Here is a 13194-nt window from a genome sequence, read left to right as displayed (position 1 = left end):
AGGGTCGGCCGCTGCTATTTCGTCGCCGCGTCTGGCTTTTTGGGCCAGGAATAATCATTGATACGGCCAGGCTGGGCGTCCGGTGCCGATCCCTCGATCAGCAATTTGTCCTGTGCGGATTTATCGGCTGCCGTGCCTTTTGGGGCCGCGCCCAAGAGATCAGTTCCGCCATCCAGTTCCGGGTCACTGAGGCTAATTGGTGCAATGCGATCAATCTTCACGGGCGCCTGCGGTGTTTCAGGCAGTGCCTGCACCGGCGAGCCGGGTTTGATCGCAGCAATGGCGGGTGATGTCGCATTGCCAAGCATCTGCCGCAGTGGCTTTTCCGCATAGAAGGCGAGCTTGCGCTTGCCTGCGGTGGTCAATCCAACACCATCATTGTTGCGCAGGCGCGCGGTCTGGCCCGATACGTCAAAACCCGAAAGCGTAAAGCTGCCGCTCTGATCAACAAACCCTTCCCAGACATCGACGAACTTGCCCTCGGCCTTTTCGGTCGCGCTGCGATAAAGCTCGTTGAACGCGAGCAGGTCATTCGTCATGTTCTTGAATTTGAATGAGGGTTGCCCAACCCAGACGATGGGGTGGCCCGACTTCTTGACGGCTTCCAGAAATGCCTTGATCCGTGCCTGATATTGCTTGGCCCATTCCTCGCTTTGCAAGGCCGGTCCGTTGAGGAATTGCTGGCGGTCATTGGCGCCGATCATCACAACAACGACGGCAGGCTTTTCCGCATCAATCAGGCTGCCAACCGTCGCAGGCCAATCGCGGTGATCGCTGCGCACAAAGCCCGAGGAGCCGTCGCTCTTGTCGACCACGCGCACGCCGGGCGAATCCATGAATGCCGCGTCGAGGCCCTCGGCAAGGCCACTGGCCATGAAGTCACCCACAACAAGAATGGTTTTGGCGTCAGTCAGTTTTGACGGAATGACGGGTTCGGCCGTTGGAGCCGTGTTTTCACTCGCGGGTGCTGCGGGCTGTGGCTTGGGTCGTTCGGCCCGCTTGGTGGTGCGATTCTTGGATGGACGGGTCGGACGGTTGTTTTCGTCGAAAATCATCCGGTCGGTGTTCTCGCGATAGACCTCGCGGCGCTGACCAAACAGCATGTCGAGCAGGGTGCGCTGCTGTGCGGCGGCAATATCGGTAAATACAAGTCCGCCAGCGGCACCGAGGGATATGGACACAACAAGGCAACGAATCAGAGCCGGTCGCTTCATTGTGTCCATGACAGTTCCAAACCTTATCGCTTGCGGATAACGGTCAATACTTCCTTGCTGGGATGACCATCCGGATCAAGGCCCATGCGCTTCTGGAATGCCTGAATGGCATTTCGCGAGCTCGAGCCGATTTTTCCGTCCACTTCGCCATCATAATAGCCCAGTGCGCGCAAATGTGTCTGCAATTCTTCGCGCTCCTTCATCGATATTGGTGTGAAGGGGCGATTCCAGTCCTGACGCAGGGCCGGTGCGCCGCCGATCTGATCGGCGAGAAGACCGACAGCAAGCGCGTATTTATCAGCATTGTTGTAGTTCTTGAGTACCGAGAAATTCTTGGTCATCAGGAAGGCAGGACCTTCACGGCCGTCAAGAACCTTGAGCTGGGCCTTTTCGCCGCCACGCGGGAAGGGTTTGCCATTGGCCCTGACAACACCGAGGCTCTGCCATTCCGCCATCGTGCGCGAACCGGCAGGGAATTTGCGTCCGGCTGGCAGTGTGACTTCATAGCCCCAGGTCCGGCCTGATTCCCAACCGTTCTTGGCCAGAAGATTGGCGGCTGTCGCCAGCGCATCGGGAATGGAGGTCCAGATATCACGTTTGCCATTGCCATCCATGTCCACGGCATAGGCCAGATAACTGGTGGGAATGAACTGCGTATGGCCAAGCGCCCCAGCCCACGAACCGGTCAGGTGGCTGCGGTCAATATCGCCAGTCTGCAGGATTTTCATGGCAGCAATCAGCTGCGTGCGTGCATATTTTGCCCGGCGCTGGTCGGCATAGGCAAGGGTCGCGAGCGAACGCACGGCATCGCGCATGATGTCAGGGCGCTGCATGGCTTCGCCGTAATTGGTCTCCATGGACCAGATCGCCAAGAGAACATTGCGGTCAACGCCGTAATTTTTCTCAATGGAGCTGAGCCAGCGGCTGTATTTGCGCGCCATGTCGCGGCCGGTGGTGATGGAATGTTCATTGACGCGATTGTCAACATAATCCCAGACAGGAGCAACAAATTCCGGCTGGTATGAAGCCTTCTGCAGGACCTCAGGATCAATTTCCGTGATACCGGCAAAGGCGCGCTGGAACGTTGATGCGGAAATGCCGCTCTGCATGGCAGTGGTACGGAAGCCTGCAATCCAGCCCTGGAATTTTGCATCGGCGGAGGCGTTCGTCGCCGTTACTGCAAAAGCCAGGCTCGCGGTTGCGGCCAAAATCATGATGCGCTTTGCGAAAGCCGACGGACTCTCAAACATGTTGTCTCCTTGAACTGTGTTGCCACCTATTCCGGTCAAACGATAAATTACGCACATCAAAGTTAGGAATTAGTTTACCATGCGTGGCGGGCGGGCGCCATTTCGTTCATGTGAATGGGTTTTCTTCAGACAAAGTGCCTAATATTTGGCCATTCATGCGCGAACATTACCAAGCGAAAAAAATGTTTATTGCGCCGCACAAACTATTTTCATTCTTTGCGGTTCAAATGTCCATTACCAATGTTAACTGAATGTAGTGCAGAGATGGGGAGCATATTGTGACCACAGCGAAAAAAATCCGCAAAGCCGTTCTTCCAGTCGCCGGTTTTGGTACCCGCGTTCTTCCGGCCACCAAATCCATTCCCAAAGAAATGCTGACGGTTGTTGACAAGCCGGTCATTCAGTATGTGGTGGATGAAGCCCGCGAGGCCGGGATAGAACATTTCATCTTCGTAACCGGCCGCAACAAGGCGGTTATCGAGGATTATTTTGATGCGCAGTACGAACTTTACGCGACGCTCGCCGAACGCGGAAAGACTGCGCTGCTCGACGAATTGCAGGGTATTCAGCCGGGACCGGGAACAACAAGCTTTACCCGCCAGCAGGTGCCGATGGGACTTGGCCATGCGGTATGGTGCGCCCGCGATATCGTCGGCGACGAGCCTTTCGCGCTGCTTCTGCCCGATATGATCATGCAGCCGGAGAAGAAGGGCTGCCTCGCCGATATGGTGGAACTCTACAATCAGGCTGGTGGCAATATTGTTGCCGTGCAGGAATGCGATCCTGAGGAAGCCCACAAATATGGTATTGTCGGCAAGGGCAAGGATGTCGGTAACGGTTTCGAGCTGACCGAGATGGTCGAAAAGCCGGCCAAGGGCACTGCGCCGTCCAATCTCTATATCAATGGCCGCTATATCCTGCAGCCGGAGATTTTTGATATTCTGGAACATCAGGAGCGCGGTGCGGGCAATGAAATTCAGCTGACCGACGGGATGTTGAAGCTGGCCAAGCAGCAGGATTTCTTCGGGTATCACTTCCGTGGGCGCACCTATGATACGGGCTCCAAGGAAGGTTTTGTCGAGGCCAATGTGGCGTTTGCGCTGTGGCGCAATGACATTCGTAATGGCGTTATCGACAATATCGGCAACATGCTGAAGACAATTCAACCGCGCAAGGATTGAGAGATTGCAAGAGGGGCATTTGATTTCCTCTCGTATTTCACCCCCCTCTGTCCTGTCGGACATCTCCCCCACAAGGGGGGAGATCACATCGACATGAAGGCTTTCGCGTAAACTGCAACGCTGAAGGTTGGTTGAAACGAATATACAAGCTGATCTCCCCCCTTGTGGGGGAGATGTCCGACAGGACAGAGGGGGGTGAATGTCTCATCCCCACCGCTGCCGCGCCGGTGGTGCCTTCTGCGCCGACAGGCCAACCTCACCGCTGCAGCGTCAGCCCCATATAAACACTGCTTTCCGTGGTCTGGCGGGTATCGACCTCACTGCGCGTTATGCGGTGGCGGGCGCTCACATCAAGCCCAAGGAAACGGTTGAACCAGTAGGTTGCACCGACCTCCGCCCCAAAGCCTTTGTCGAGACCACTGCCATCCTTGTTGTCACGCAGGGATGCGGTGAGTTCCGCATTGACGCTCAGATTGGAGCGGATCTGGCGTTTGATGCCGAGCCTTCCCTCATAAAAGATCGAGCCGCTATCATTGGGAGCTGTCGCGCCCTCGACGCGGGTCAGCAGGCCAAGATTAACAACTGTCCCGCGCTGCGGCGACCATTTGATTGCCCCGTCAACGCTGACACCATCCACATCCGATAGCCTGTTGTCATCAATACCCTGCCGCAGATAGCCAAGGGCCAATTCGCCGGAAAGTTTTTCGCCAAAATCCGCCTCGATGCCGCCACGCAGGGCGGTGCGCAAACCGGAGCGGCGGTACCCGTTGGAGTCCTCGGTCTGATCATACATCAGCTTGCCGATTTCAACTTCGGCGAACGGCTTGATAGCCGGTGACATTTCAAAGCCACCACGCAGAGCGATGCTGGCAAAGGTATTGTCGCGGTCCTTCTGGCTGATCGTCGTTCCGTCAGGAAATTCCGCCTTTCCATAGGTTGTATGGTCGACTTTGCCCTTTACCTCGCCGAAGAACCGGCCAAATTCATGCCGCACGCCCAATGTGGCATCGAGTTCCTGCACGGCGGGCCGGTTCGATGCGCCGATAACGGCTGTTGGTGCGCTGGCATCTTCCTGCCGGTAGCGGTAGCCGCCTTCGCCCGTTACGGTTGTCCGTTCGCCAAGATCAAGCTTGAAGCCGCCGCGCAGCCCAATATTTGGTGCCGAATAGTCTTCGCCGGAAATCGTCTTGTCGTAGGTGCCGTCAAAATCGAGAAAGGCAGAATGGCGCGACCAATCGGTGGTCGCGCGCATGCGCAGCCGGGTTTCCGACAGAACAGCGCTTTTGCCATCGGAACTATCGTCAGCATTCGTCGTGGCGCGAATACCTTGCGAGATGGATGGACGCAGCGTGACAGTGCCCGCCCTGATGCCAAGCGGCGCAAAGGGTTCAGGGTCCGGCTTGACGAAGCGGCGCTCGATTGCGGCTTCAGGCAAATTATCCTTGTCGGCGCGTTGCGCCTTGGGGTTGCCAGTTGTCTCGTCTTCCAGCGCACCGGTTGTCAGCGCATCGGGTGTCTGGCCGGGTCGCAGTGGTCGCTGGCCGGGGCGGGTTCGCTGGGTTGCCGCTGTCGCGCGGTCGGCGGGAATCGGGATCTCGGCGGGCACCGTGGCGGGCGGAGGGTTGAGACCGCCGCTGTTATCCACAGGTCCGGATGGCGGCGAGCCGTCATTCACCGGTACGCCGTTCAGACCAAGATTGCCCGCATCATCATCGGGCAAGGCACCGGGGCTGACAGGCTGATAGGGCGTGGACGGAATGCCATCATTGTTGCTGGAGGCAGGCGTCGGCGTGGATGAATTTGCTGCCGGACGAGTGGCGGGGCGGGGCGGGGTATTCTGTTGAGTTTGCAGGACATTTTCATCCACAGGCCCGCGCAAAGGCGTCGCCTGCTGGGCAAAAGCTGTTCCGCTTAAGGCAAACGCAACGCTGCTCATCAACCCTGTCCACAGACAGAAGTTGATCACAGACTTGAAGCTGCCGCTGCAGGGCGGTGCTTCGATGCGTGGGTGCCAATGATGCATGAATGAGCATTGCCAATGAGTTCGAACCTTTCCGGAGGGTAAACTGTCATGGTTAATGACTGGTTTCCGGGCCTGAGGGTGAGGGCGTTTCAGGACCTGCTCACAACAAAAAATGGACAGCGCGCCAGCAAAGCGCTAACGGTTCTGGCCATGCAGGCAATAAACGACACCAAACTCGACAAATCCGCAGCGATCGATTCAGCAAAGCGGACAATTTCAACCGAGAGAGACGGGCTGAGCGCATTGCGCGAAGCGCTGGATGGAAATCTGGCTGATGCTTTCGCTCGGGCTGTTGAGAGCATTGCAGCGGTGCGCGGCAGAATTATCGTAACGGGCGTCGGCAAGAGCGGCCATATCGGTGCCAAGATTGCAGCGACCTTTGCTTCGACGGGCACCCCCGCTTTTTTCGTGCATCCAGCCGAAGCCAATCATGGCGATCTCGGCATGATTGGCAGTGACGATGCCATTCTCGCCATCTCCTGGTCGGGTGATACGGCAGAACTCAAAGGTATCGTCAGCTATTCCAGACGGTTCCGTATTCCGCTTATCGCCTTGACGGCGGGTGAAAACTCGGCACTGGCAACGGCCGCAGACGTGGTGCTGTTGCTGCCAAAAATTACCGAAGCATGCCCGCATGGGCTTGCGCCGACCACATCGCCGCTGGTGCAACTGGCCGTAGGGGATGCGATTGCCATCGCTCTGCTTGAGGCGCGGGGTTTCACGGCTATTGATTTCAAGACATTCCATCCGGGCGGATCGCTGGGCGCGAGCCTGACCCATGTGCGCGAGATCATGCATCGCGGTGACCAGATTCCGCTGGTTCCGCTGGGAACCTCCATTCCCGATGCCATGAAGGTGCTGTCGGACAAGCGCTTTGGCTGTATTGCCGTGCAGAATGATGATGGCTCGCTGGCCGGAATCATCACCGATGGCGATCTGTCGCGCAACCTTCACCGCAATCTGGTGGGCATGAAGGTTGAGGAAGTGATGACGCGCAATCCGAAAACCGTGCCGACAAGCATGCTCGCAAGTGCGGCTCTTGCGCTGCTCACCATGAGGCCCTTCGACAGGCTCAGGATGAGGGGAGCTTTATTCTGCAATCTTTGTGAATAGCATTGCATCCACACTTTCCCTCATGGTGAGCTTGTCGAACCACGAACCACGAACCACGAACCACGAACCACCATCGCGCAATTAACTCAAGCCGCTTCCACCGTCAGCGTTCCCTGATCGGTTCCGGTAATTCTCACTTTGCTGCCAGCGGCAAGGTCAGGGCCTTTGACACGCCAGAGGCTGTCGCCAATCCGTGCGCGTCCACGCCCGTTGACCGTTGCCTCTTCGAGCACGACGATCTGGCCAATCAGTTGTTCATTGCGCCGGTTGAGCAGCGGTTCATCCGTGGGCACATCGGTTGCGCCCATGAACCGCCGCCCGATGAACACCGAAATCACCGACAAAACCAGAAACAGGATGATCTGGATCTGCCAGCCAATGGCGAATAGCGGTCCAAGCACGAGGATTGTCAGGAAGCCGACGATAATGGCGGCGATACCGAACCATAGAAGGAAGATGCCGGGCGCTGCCACTTCGAAAATAAGCAGGGCAAAGCCGAGCACTACCCAGTTCCAGGGACCGAGTTCGTAGAAGAGATGTTCCAACATCAGTGCAACTCCTCCGCTGGTTGGTTACGACGACTGGCCGGAACCACCTGTGGTGCCCGGAACGGTGCGTCCGCGCGCCGGCTGTGCCGGGCTTGCTGCCCGCTCGGTGGTCTGGGCTGCATCGCCAAAGACTTCCTTGGCAATGGCGCCGATGCCGCCGAGGGTACTGACCAGTGACGATGCTTCCATCGGCATCAGAATGAGTTTCTGGTTGTTACTAGTTGCAAATTTACCGAAAGCCTCGGTGTATTTCTGGGCGACGAAGTAGTTGATTGCCTGCACGTTACCATTGCTGATCGCCGCCGAAACAAGCTCGGTTGCTTTGGCTTCAGCCAGCGCCAGACGTTCACGGCCTTCGGCTTCGCGATAGGCAGCTTCGCGCTTGCCCTCAGCTTCAAGAATTTGCGCCTGTTTCAGCCCCTCGGCGCGCAGGATTTGCGCGTTGCGGTTGCCTTCTGCTTCCAGAACCAATGCACGCTTCTCGCGCTCAGCCTTCATCTGGCGCGCCATGGAGTCGAGCAGATCCTTGGGTGGATTGATGTCCTTGATCTCAACGCGGGTCATCTTGATGCCCCAGGAATGTGCGGCCTCGTCAACCACACGCAGGAGGCGGTCATTGATTGCATCGCGGTTGGACAGGAGCTCATCAAGGTCCATCGAACCCATGACCGTACGGATATTGGTCATGGTGAGGTTCAAAATGGCGTTCTGCAATCCGCTGACCTGATAGGCGGCCTGTGGTGCATTGAGAATCTGATAGAAGGCGATACCGTCGACAGCGATGTTGGCATTGTCCTTGGTGATGACTTCCTGTGTCTGAACGTCGAGCACCTGTTCCATCATGTTCAGCTTGGCGCCGATGCGATCAAAGAACGGGACGATAAGGCTGAGGCCGGGCGCAAGGGTGCGGGTATACTTACCAAAACGCTCGATGGTATAATTGTAACCCTGGGGTACGGTTTTAACACCTGCGAAAAGTACAACCAGCACCAGAACAACCAGTACCGGAATGGTAAAATCAAAACCGTTGAACGGCATTATACTCTCCCTTGCGTGACATCAGGACCAATGTCATCTCGTATCATCGCCCTTTGCAGGGGTGATGCCAAGATAGACTAAAGTCATGATCTCAGAAAGGCTTGAGCGCCAATTATACAGGAGTTCCGCCCGTTCAGATCCAGCCCTGCAATTCGCGCCGGACCAGCTCTTCAATCACCTTCATGCCCTCGTCGGAATCGTTGAGGCAGGGGATATGGGTGAAATTGACGCCGCCACTGTCACGGAAGGTTTTTCCGGCTTCAACGGCAATTTCCTCCAGCGTTTCCAGACAATCGGCCACAAAGCCGGGATTGAAAACAGCGATGGATTTCACGCCTTCCCGGCCAAGTTTTTCAACTGTCTTGTCCGTATAGGGCTGCATCCATTCTTCGGGACCGAAGCGGGACTGGAAACAGGTGATCAGCTTCTTCTCGTCCCAACCAAGCCGCTCGCGCAACAGCCGCGTCGTCTTCCAGCAATGGCAGGGATAGGGGTCGCCGCGTTTGAAATAGCTTTGCGGGATGCCGTGATAGGAGGCAATGACCACTTCCGGCTCGAAATCGAGCGTGGCGAAATGCTTCTCGATGGAAACGGCGAGGGCATCGATATAAACAGCCTCATCCTGATAGGATGGCACGGTGCGTGTCGCCGGCATGAAGCGCATCTTGATCAGCGCTTCGAAGAATTTGTCGTTCACGGTTGCCGTCGTCGTTGCCGAATATTGCGGATAGAGCGGGAACATGACGATGCGCTTGCAACCTTGGCTATCGAGACGCAGCAGAGCCTCCTCAATCGAGGGTTGTCCATAGCGCATGCCCCAGTCGACGATCACATCAGGCTGCGATGACAGGGCCGCCGCCAGCTTCTCGCTCTGCGCGCGGGTATAGGTACGCAGCGGCGATTCATTGCGCTCGCGGTTCCAGATCTTGTCGTAAAGGGCACCGGATTTTTTCGGGCGGGTGTTCAGAACAATGCCGTAGAGCACCGGCAGCCAGATGGCGCGCGGCCATTCGATGACGCGTTTGTCTGACAGGAATTCCCTGAGGTAACGGCGCATGGAGGTGACATCGGTGCCATCTGGTGTACCCAGATTGACAAGAAGAACGCCAATTTTTGACGTTTCGATGCGCGGATGGTCGCCGGGCTTCTTGATTGCCACACCAACCTCACCAGACATCGTCATCTCTTTCAACTCCTGCTTTGCGGTTGGAACCTRGTGGTGAAGGCCGGGATTGCAAGGGCGCGAAAAGACGCAGCGATAGGGGGTAAATTGCGATCCGACGCACAAAATCAGGCGAGATATGAAAGAACCCGGCACAACATTCAAGTTATACCGGGTTCAAAAAGCACCCCTAGGACTGTTTGTCCTAGCCGAGGCTATTTCGGCGGGATTTTCATTTCACTGCCGATGGGCAGCTTCATGGCGATCATTTTTGGATTGGCCTCCGCCAGTTTTTTCCAGTCGAAACCATTGCCATAAACCTGCTTGGCAATGTTCCAAAAATTGTCGCCGCGCTTGATGGTGTAGGTGGATGGTGCGGCTGCGGTAGATGCCGGGGCTGCAGCTACAGGCTTGGCCGGTTCTGCAGTGGGCTTGAGCGGCGGGGCCGGATCAGTTGCCGCGGGTGCCGTCTGTGCTGCGGCGGCAAGAACCGTTATCCGGCCATCCGTATAGGGCTTATATGGCGTGTTCTTGGCCAGATAATCGGAAACCACCGCTTCAAGGCCGGGGCCGAAATCATAGGCATTAACAGCATTGGTGGCGAAAATCTTGTAGCCGTCACCACCCGCCCGCATATAGTTGTTGGAGACAACACCATAGGTTGCCGCCGTATCAATCGGCTTCCAATTGTCGCCATCGCGCACTTCAACCGCTGATACGCGCTGGCCAACCGGCTTCGATACGTCGAAAGCGTATTTGAGGCCGGAAACCTGCGCAAAACGGCCCGCACCCTGATCAATCTGGCTGACACCATTTTCAAGCGCGACCACCACATCAGCGCCCTTGAGCTGGAAGGTCGATAATGTGTTCTGGAAGGGCAGGACCGTCAGCACTTCGCCCATCGTCACATCACCGGCGTCGATGGAGGCGCGCAGACCGCCGCCATTGATAATGGCAATGGTCATGCCCTGATCCTTGACCCGGTCGACCATGGCGTCGGCAACAAGGTTGCCCATGGAGCATTCGACAGCGCGGCAGACTTCACGCGCGGCTTCTATGACGCCGCTGGATTCGGCCACTTTCAGGGCTTTCAGGGCCTCAATCGGCTTGGCGAGTTCCTTCACCCGCGCAAGATAGGCGGGATCTGGTACAACGGAGGAATCGAGCAGGATCGGCGCGCCTTCGCTTTTAATGACATTGCCGTCATCATCGAAGGTCACTTTCAATTCACCGAGATATTTGGAATAGGATTTGGCCTGAACGATGGGCACATCACGGCCGGATGGTCCCTTGACCAATGTTGGATAGGGTCCAAGGGCCTGCGGATCGGTGTTCGACAACAGTGTATGGCTGTGGCCGCCAACGATCACATCGATGCCATCCACGGCGGCGGCGATCTCCTTGTCCTTGACATAGCCATCATGGTTGAGGGCGATGATCTTGTTGACGCCTTCGGCTTTGAGCGCCTCGACTTCTTTTTTCAGAGTTTCGATTTCGTCGGCAAACTTGACAGTGGGTCCAGGTGTCGAGATGTCAGCGGTGTCGGTTGTGATAACCGAGACAATGCCGATTTTTTGCCCGCCGATTTCCTTGATCACATAGGGTTTGTATTTGCCTGATATTGGCGAGCCTTCTGCGGCCTGCGTATTGGCCGAAATGACAGGGAATTTCACCTTGCCAAGGAATTTTGCCAGTGTATCCACACCGTCGTCGAATTCATGATTGCCGAGAGCCATGACGTCATAGCCAAGGCCGTTCATGAACTCGGCTGTGTCGTCGCCCTTATAGGTTGTATAGAACAGCGATCCCTGAAACTCATCACCGGCATTGAGCAGGATCACGTTGCCGCCATCCTTGGACAGGGCTGCACGGCGCTCATCAACCTTGGTTTTTACCCGGGCAATGCCGCCAAAACACTCGTTCTTGCTTTCCTCTTCAGCTGAGCAGGTTGAATCATATTTGTTGATCGATTCCTGCCGCGAGTGGAAATCATTAATGTGAAGAATATTGAGTGTGTAGTCGGCTAGCGCTGCTCCTGCCGTCATGGTGAGGGCGGAGGTGGTGAGCAGAATTCTGGCGAGGATTTTTGACATGAAGTGTTCCCCTGTTGAGATCGCCTGATGCTGTCATCGGTCGTTGACACCTGTCTGACAGATGCGCCGATGCTTTCATTAGTTGGCGTGGCATGCAAGGGAATGGCGGCAGTTTTCGCCGCTAAACTATAGGAAGATGGTCAGCCCGGGTGGTTAGGGCTGACCAGGTGTTGTCAGCCTGTCTGGCCGCCGCGCCGCGTCAGCGAGAATTGCTGGCCCGATGATGACGTGCAGTTGAGCTGGCCCTGATTGACGAGCGCGCAATTGACCTTGGACTGTGTGCCGCGGGCAAGTGAGCGCAGGTTGATCTCGACCAGATTGGCAGAGGCAAAGCGGTAACTGCCTTCAGCCAGCTTTTCCTTGGTGTCATTGGCGCGGGTTTCAAAAACGCCGCCATTGAAGTTGGAGAAGGCAACGCCCGAAGTATCAAACCATTGGCCCTGCACGGCATCGACAGGGCGGGAAGCCTCCACCGGTCCGCTGTCCCTGATAGGGCCTGTCTGGCAAGCGCTGAGTGCCAGAGCCATGGTCGCTGCGCTGAAGGCCAGTGAAATACGTTTCATCCGATCAATCTCCTGATGAGGTTGCCTTCTTCAATGCCGCGAAAATCGAGCAAAAACAAGATATAAGTTTAATGAATTGGCGCGGGGTGCCTGGTCATATCAGGGCGATAATGGTGGTTCCCGCTATGATACTGCCCATTGCGATATTGAGAAGACGCTCGGAGCGGGGCTTCATATTGGCTTTCTGAATGATCACGCCCAACCATAGCCAGAGAATGTCGACGACTACCATCACGATGATACAGACCAGCCATTTGACGGTCACGTCGGCGGAATTATTGGCGTTGATGATAGGGTAGGATGCCATCAGGGATATGAAGGCGATGTAGGCCTTGGGGTTGGTGATTCCAAGAAGAAAGCCGCCAAGAGCGGTTCCGGCAAAACCTGTATCTTGCCTGCCCGCATCCATGCCAACCGGGGCGGTAATGATGCTGTAGGCAAGATAAAGCAGATAGAGTGTTGCCAGAATTGTCATGGCGGTCATTGCCATGGGTATGGCCTGAATGATGGAAAACAGTCCGGCAGCGCTGATCCCGGCAGCAAGGGCAAGCCCGATCTGCAATCCACCATAAAACCCGAGCCCTCCGGCAAAGCCCTTTTCGCGGCCAACAGCAATCAAGGCGGCAATGCCGGGGCCCGGTGAGCCCAACAGGACAATCGCGGCGAGAGAAAACAACCCGACATTGAGAATGTTCATGAGAGTCACCCATAAAGATAATGATTTGTTTATATGAGGATATGTACATATTGTTATATTGTCAATTGTGAGTGGGTAGCGGAGAGGGCTATTGTTTTGTGGTTGAGTGCTTCTGCAGCATACTTAAATGTTGGCGAGATGGTATCTTCTCCTACTTTCACCCCCCTCTGTCCTGTCGGACATCTCCCCCACAAGGGGGGAGATCAGCTGTATTACTGCCTTTGCACAATCTGCAATGCTTCCGGTTGTGGGAAAGCGCTCGTGTCAATGTGATCTCCCCCCTTGTGGGGGAGATGCCCGACAGGGCAGAGG

General features: G+C 56.2%; 10 protein-coding genes and 1 pseudogene. 2 read left to right on the top strand and 9 right to left on the bottom strand.

Features of this window, described 5'->3' with window-relative positions; all coding sequences use genetic code 11:
• Positions 1 to 14: 14 nt before the first annotated feature.
• Positions 15 to 1223, bottom strand: a complete 1209-nt coding sequence (locus AB4Y96_RS25140) for an SGNH/GDSL hydrolase family protein (protein WP_441920673.1) — start codon at positions 1221 to 1223, stop codon at positions 15 to 17.
• A 14-nt stretch (positions 1224 to 1237) separates the two neighbouring features.
• Positions 1238 to 2464, bottom strand: coding sequence for a lytic murein transglycosylase (locus AB4Y96_RS25135; protein WP_441920671.1), 1227 nt, complete (start codon positions 2462 to 2464; stop codon positions 1238 to 1240).
• A gap of 278 nt (positions 2465 to 2742) precedes the next feature.
• On the opposite strand from AB4Y96_RS25135, the gene galU reads away from it, so the two are divergent.
• Positions 2743 to 3645, top strand: coding sequence for a UTP--glucose-1-phosphate uridylyltransferase GalU (gene galU / locus AB4Y96_RS25130; RefSeq protein ID WP_091878258.1), 903 nt, complete (start codon positions 2743 to 2745; stop codon positions 3643 to 3645).
• A 256-nt stretch (positions 3646 to 3901) separates the two neighbouring features.
• Here the strand turns inward: galU and AB4Y96_RS25125 are convergent, their stop codons facing one another.
• Positions 3902 to 5581: an outer membrane beta-barrel protein gene (locus AB4Y96_RS25125; RefSeq protein ID WP_441920669.1), complete on the bottom strand. Its 1680-nt coding sequence runs from the start codon at positions 5579 to 5581 to the stop codon at positions 3902 to 3904.
• A 237-nt stretch (positions 5582 to 5818) separates the two neighbouring features.
• Between AB4Y96_RS25125 and AB4Y96_RS25120 the strand changes: the two are divergent.
• Positions 5819 to 6718 (top strand): annotated as a pseudogene (locus tag AB4Y96_RS25120) (KpsF/GutQ family sugar-phosphate isomerase); the annotation flags it as partial.
• Positions 6719 to 6867: 149 nt separating this feature from the next.
• On the opposite strand, the gene AB4Y96_RS25115 reads toward AB4Y96_RS25120, so the two are convergent.
• The 6 genes from AB4Y96_RS25115 to AB4Y96_RS25090 form a co-directional block, all read right to left on the bottom strand.
• On the bottom strand, positions 6868 to 7329 hold the full coding sequence (locus tag AB4Y96_RS25115; protein ID WP_441920667.1) for an NfeD family protein: 462 nt from the start codon (positions 7327 to 7329) through the stop codon (positions 6868 to 6870).
• A gap of 24 nt (positions 7330 to 7353) precedes the next feature.
• Positions 7354 to 8367 carry an SPFH domain-containing protein gene (locus tag AB4Y96_RS25110; protein ID WP_441920666.1) on the bottom strand — a complete coding sequence of 338 codons (1014 nt, stop codon included), beginning with the start codon at positions 8365 to 8367 and terminating at the stop codon, positions 7354 to 7356.
• 133 nt (positions 8368 to 8500) lie between these two features.
• The gene (hemH, locus tag AB4Y96_RS25105) at positions 8501 to 9550 is read right to left on the bottom strand and encodes a ferrochelatase (RefSeq protein ID WP_441920664.1); all 1050 of its coding nucleotides are present in this window, start codon (positions 9548 to 9550) and stop codon (positions 8501 to 8503) included.
• A 194-nt stretch (positions 9551 to 9744) separates the two neighbouring features.
• Complete coding sequence (locus AB4Y96_RS25100; RefSeq protein WP_441920663.1) at positions 9745 to 11622, bottom strand: 5'-nucleotidase C-terminal domain-containing protein; 1878 nt, start codon at positions 11620 to 11622, stop codon at positions 9745 to 9747.
• Positions 11623 to 11795: 173 nt separating this feature from the next.
• Entirely contained in the window at positions 11796 to 12185 is a 390-nt protein-coding gene (locus AB4Y96_RS25095; RefSeq protein WP_441920662.1) for a hypothetical protein, read from the bottom strand.
• Positions 12186 to 12279: 94 nt separating this feature from the next.
• Positions 12280 to 12882: a LysE family translocator gene (locus AB4Y96_RS25090; protein WP_441920660.1), complete on the bottom strand. Its 603-nt coding sequence runs from the start codon at positions 12880 to 12882 to the stop codon at positions 12280 to 12282.
• Positions 12883 to 13194 lie beyond the last annotated feature (312 nt).

The sequence above is a fragment of the Phyllobacterium sp. TAF24 genome (assembly GCF_052113785.1).
Taxonomy (GTDB): Bacteria; Pseudomonadota; Alphaproteobacteria; order Rhizobiales; family Rhizobiaceae; genus Phyllobacterium.
Note: the sequence above shows the minus strand (reverse complement) of the source record. Positions and strands in the feature narration are given on the sequence as shown.